The sequence below is a fragment of the Microcystis sp. M_QC_C_20170808_M3Col genome, from assembly GCF_007095505.1.
Taxonomy (GTDB): Bacteria; Cyanobacteriota; Cyanobacteriia; order Cyanobacteriales; family Microcystaceae; genus Microcystis.
In genome coordinates this window covers 1-4295 of sequence record NZ_SFBY01000224.1, presented here as the reverse complement: position 1 = coordinate 4295, position 4295 = coordinate 1, and the positions used below count along the sequence as shown (strand labels likewise).

The window sequence follows — 4295 nt, the reverse complement described above, 5'->3', positions numbered from 1 at the left end:
ATTGTGGGAGCACAATGGAAAGCAGAGAATGTTCCTCAGTATTTGAAGCTACGTTGTGCTTATCTCAACGGCGATATTGCCTGAGTATTTTTACTCATTGCAAAACTGGGATGCTCCCGTTAGCCTAGATGTTGAGGTATAATTGCTATTGACAGAAACTGCCAGAGGTATATTTGTATTATGCGGGTAATTAGCCGTCGAATACTTCGCGATTTCTGTATCACTAATGCTAATTCCTGCGAGTCTCTCTATGATTGGTATAGAGTCGCTAGTAAAGCAGCATGGCAAAATCTAATCGATGTGCAAGCCACTTATAAAAGTGCTGAATCTGTTGGTAACTTCACTGTTTTTAATATTAAAGGAAATCACTATCGTCTAATTGTAGATCTAGTTTATAGCCGACAGACTATCTATATTAAATATATTCTTACCCACGCCGAGTACGATAAAGGAAATTGGAAATATGATGCTTACTTTTAATTCTAAAACCTATGGAGAATTACTCGCTCACTATCAACCAAAAGCAATCACCACAGAGGTGGAAAACGAGCGAGTGATCGCAATTGCTCAAGAGTTGGAACATCGCTCGGAACTTAGTTTAGAGGAGGAAGCTTTACTGGAGTTATTGATTAGTTTGATCGAAAGGTTCGAGGCAGATAATTATCCAATTCCTGACAGAAATCCTTTAGCAACCTTACAGCATCTTATAGAAGCTAACGAGATAGAATATCCAGAGCTAATTACTATTTTGGGTTCCCCTGATGCGGTGGAGCAAATAATTAATGGACAACGCAGCATCAATCAGTCAGAAGCTAGGTCTTTGGGGTCATATTTTCGGGTTGATGCCAGTTTATTTACTTAGGGTCTGCTGAAAAAGTTTTTCGTGGGGACAGGGTGTGGGGTGTGGGGTGTGGGGTGTAGGGTTTTACCGATTTTGAGGGGGTCAGTGACCTAATTTTCAGGGAAAAAGTACCTAAAATTTACCCCCGATCACTCCCATATCTGGTACTTTTTGATTGACAAAAGGTCTAAAAGTCTTACCCAACAAGGTTTTTAGATTTTTTCGGCAAACCCTACTTAATAAGTACCTAAGCAAAATTAATTACACATCTCAAGGGAAATTGATTGGGCACGACTACTTAACGAATTATTGCGATCGCTTGCCATTGACTAATTTTCAGCGATAATCTAAAGTCAGAGTCCATCGGGAGATAAGATCATGAACTTTCGTCTAGTTCTATTTTCAGGCCTAGTGACGGCTTTAGTTGGTGCTGGTATCGGTTATGGCATTAGCCGCATTGAACGCAATCCCAGCCAAGTCAACTATAAAAATCCCTATATCTATCAAATCATCTATGGACGTTATTTTGCCGGTGCTGGGGCAACCCTGGGCTTCTGTGTGGGCGCGGGTTTGCAAATGGTCAAAGAACTCAAAGAAGCCAGAGATAGAGAAATGGGCATCCTAGATGATGGGTCAAAATTCTAGTCTTTTGGGGCTAATTCCTCAAGAATGATGAATTGAACGTGATTAATCGCTAAATCGCCGATGGGAACTTGGATTTTTAACACCGGCTGTCCTTCACTGAGCATTCGTTCAAAGGGGATATCTTTGGCAATTTCCGTGTGATACCAAGCTAAACCCATAAAGAAACGATTGGGATAGGGACCACCTTCAAAGATATCATCGGGATTGGACTCCATGGGAACCCAACCGATAGAGGGGAGATAAAATTCCATCCAGACGTGATTGTAATCTGGTTCGAGGGGTAAATTACGTTCGAGGGGATGGGGTGGGCATTTATAACGTCCTACCGTACGACAGGCAATACCATTGAGACGACACAAAGCCAATAATAAACCCACATATTCGCCACAGGAACCCACTCCGCGCCGCAGGGCAATATCGGGGGTGTCGATGTTGGGTTTGATGCCGTAGGAAAGCTGATCATAGACGTAGTTACGAATACTATAAACTTTTCTGAGGAGATTGGTTTCCCGACCGATCGCTTCTTTGGCAGCATTGAGGATAATTTCTGTATTCATAGCCAGATCATCATTATCGATCAGATAGCGATCGGGAAAATCGGCGGGTAAGGGGGGTAAATCTTCGCAATCTTTGGGAGTAATTTGGTATTTAATTCCCCACACTTCTAAGACCACTTTCCAACCAAAAATATGACGTTGTTTGGCGGTTATTTGCTTGAACTTAAATACTGCCACCCGCTGCCCGTCTTGAATTTCTTCAATAAAAGGCAATCCCACCGCTTCGACGCTGCGAATTTTTTGCCGCGGTGTTTCTAGGGGTAAAGCGATGCGCCATTCCACATCTTTTAGTTCGATATTATAGAGAGGTTCCAATTCCTCGACGTAGGATAATTCAATCAGATAACCGTTAGAAAGGGTGTATTTTTTAGCGGGATCGTAGTGAAAATATAGAGGATGGACAAAAGTACGCGGACGATAACTAAGTTCGTAAACCTGTTCGGAATTGGGATTATCGCGGATAAAGGGTTCTTGGAAAGCATAGGCCACATATAAGATATCCTTGCCACTGTTCGCATCATTATAAAAAGCTAGTCCCGTCGGCGATTCAAAAGGAGTTATCATGCTAAAAAGCTGTTCTCCCGTGGCGCGATCAAGACAGTAAACCGTTTGTTCTAGGGTATCCGTTAACCAAAGTTCTTCCCCGCGAATGGTGATATTTTCGATGCCGATACCCGGCGCGTACAAACGAGTAATTTCCTGTCCCGATTGGCGATCAAATATAAAGATTTGTCCAGAACGTTGACAAGTGACATAAATTGTGTTAGCAGTTACGGCGACTCCGTTAGCGGTGTAGGGAAGACGGGTAAAAAATTTCGGGGTAAAATCTTCGAGAGTGCAGCAGTAGAGATTTTCGCGGGTCGTAAACCAGAGGTTATTTTGATCATCGATTGCCAATCCCGTCGTCCCGACGAATTCTTGCCAGCGATGGCAATTAAGTACGGTTGTATGACCGGTATCGAGGGCAATTTGGTATAAATAGCCGTTTTTTGCGTCGATAGCGATTAATTTGTCATCTTGAAATACAATTCCGTGCAGGGCCGTGGCGCTAATCGGACGAATCGTTTGACGATGGGAGGGAAGACTGGCAGGATCGAAAATCATAGGAGGAAGCGAAAAGGGAGAGCGTTTTTAAGTGAATAAAACAGCAATTCTTCCCACGATAGCAAATTTTATCGCCCTTGAATGCTCGTAATGAACTCCAATTCCGAAAAAAATGTCAAGAATTGTCACTTATAGTCCCTCTCATACCCTTGTACCTACCTACGAGTGTTTCAATCGTTGCAGTTATTGTAATTTTCGCAGGGATTTAGGCACTGATGGCTGGTTAAGTCTAGACAAGGCCAAAGAGATTTTAACTGCTTTGCAGGGTTCGGAAATTACGGAAATTTTAATTCTTAGCGGGGAAGTTCATCCTTTAGCAGCCAATCGAGAGTTATGGTTTCGCCATATTTATAATTTAGGAGAATTGGCTTTAAATATGGGTTTTTATCCCCATACCAATGCGGGGATTTTAACTTTTGCCGAGATGGAAAAACTGAAAAATGTCAATCTATCTATGGGCATAATGTTAGAACAAATGACGGTGACTTTATTAAATACTGTCCATCGTCATGCCCCCAGTAAAGTGCCATCCCTGCGCTTAGAGCAGTTACAATGGGCGGGAGAATTAGGAATTCCTTTTACCACGGGGTTATTATTAGGAATTGGTGAAACAGAATGCGATCGCTTAGTAACCTTAGAAACTATTGCCACTATTCATCAACGTTGGGGACATATTCAAGAAGTGATCCTACAACCCTACAATCCGGGCAAAAGGGAACGGTGGCAAAATAATCCTTTTGATCTGCAAAAATTACCCGATCTGGTTAGGCAAGCTAGGGAAATTTTGCCCCCAGATATTGTCATTCAAATTCCCCCGAATTTAGTACCCGATCCTCTTTTTCTCTTGGATTGTTTAGCGGCAGGAGCGCGGGATTTAGGCGGTATTGGCATTATCGATGAAGTTAATCCCGATTACCTCCATTTACACCCCGATAAATTAAAGGAATTTTTAGCAATTTATGGCTGGGAATTAAAAGCGCGCCTACCGGTTTATCAGTAATCAGTAATCAGTGATCAGTAAACAGTAATCACTCACCGTTCGCTTATTTTTTGAGGTCAGGTAACGAAAATATGGCTGAAAAGCTGACCCCGTAAAGGATTGAGCGAACGTTACTGACCCATTTTTATCCATCAGCAAAGAAGTCAGT

General features: G+C 42.4%; 5 protein-coding genes. 4 read left to right on the top strand and 1 reads right to left on the bottom strand.

Annotated elements, in window-relative coordinates:
* The first annotated feature begins 180 nt into the window (after window positions 1–180).
* The 3 genes from EWV84_RS10020 to EWV84_RS10010 all read left to right on the top strand — a co-directional run bounded on the left by EWV84_RS10020 (window position 181) and on the right by EWV84_RS10010 (window position 1486).
* Complete coding sequence (locus EWV84_RS10020; protein ID WP_287077873.1) at window positions 181–480, top strand: type II toxin-antitoxin system HigB family toxin; 300 nt, start codon at window positions 181–183, stop codon at window positions 478–480.
* Window positions 467–862 (top strand): helix-turn-helix domain-containing protein, encoded by a 396-nt coding sequence (locus EWV84_RS10015; protein WP_323801810.1) that lies wholly within the window; start codon window positions 467–469, stop codon window positions 860–862. Before EWV84_RS10020 ends, EWV84_RS10015 begins: the two co-directional genes overlap by 14 nt.
* Window positions 863–1219: 357 nt before the next feature.
* Window positions 1220–1486, top strand: coding sequence for a hypothetical protein (locus tag EWV84_RS10010; RefSeq protein WP_286827211.1), 267 nt, complete (start codon window positions 1220–1222; stop codon window positions 1484–1486).
* Here the strand turns inward: EWV84_RS10010 and EWV84_RS10005 are convergent.
* Window positions 1483–3147, bottom strand: coding sequence for a transglutaminase domain-containing protein (locus EWV84_RS10005; protein ID WP_287077871.1), 1665 nt, complete (start codon window positions 3145–3147; stop codon window positions 1483–1485). The genes EWV84_RS10010 and EWV84_RS10005 overlap by 4 nt on opposite strands.
* Window positions 3148–3259: 112 nt before the next feature.
* Here EWV84_RS10005 and cofG point away from each other — a divergent pair, with 112 nt between their 5' ends.
* The gene (gene cofG, locus EWV84_RS10000) at window positions 3260–4147 is read left to right on the top strand and encodes a 7,8-didemethyl-8-hydroxy-5-deazariboflavin synthase subunit CofG (RefSeq protein WP_287077870.1); all 888 of its coding nucleotides are present in this window, start codon (window positions 3260–3262) and stop codon (window positions 4145–4147) included.
* Window positions 4148–4295 lie beyond the last annotated feature (148 nt).

Excerpts from the sequence above, each read along its gene's own strand:
- EWV84_RS10010 (WP_286827211.1), top strand. The coding sequence starts at position 1,220 with ATGAACTTTCGTCTAGTTCTATTTTCAGGCCTAGTGACGGCTTTAGTT.
- EWV84_RS10005 (WP_287077871.1), bottom strand. The coding sequence starts at position 3,147 with ATGATTTTCGATCCTGCCAGTCTTCCCTCCCATCGTCAAACGATTCGT.
- EWV84_RS10015 (WP_323801810.1), top strand. The coding sequence starts at position 467 with ATGCTTACTTTTAATTCTAAAACCTATGGAGAATTACTCGCTCACTAT.
- EWV84_RS10020 (WP_287077873.1), top strand. The coding sequence starts at position 181 with ATGCGGGTAATTAGCCGTCGAATACTTCGCGATTTCTGTATCACTAAT.
- cofG (WP_287077870.1), top strand. The coding sequence starts at position 3,260 with ATGTCAAGAATTGTCACTTATAGTCCCTCTCATACCCTTGTACCTACC.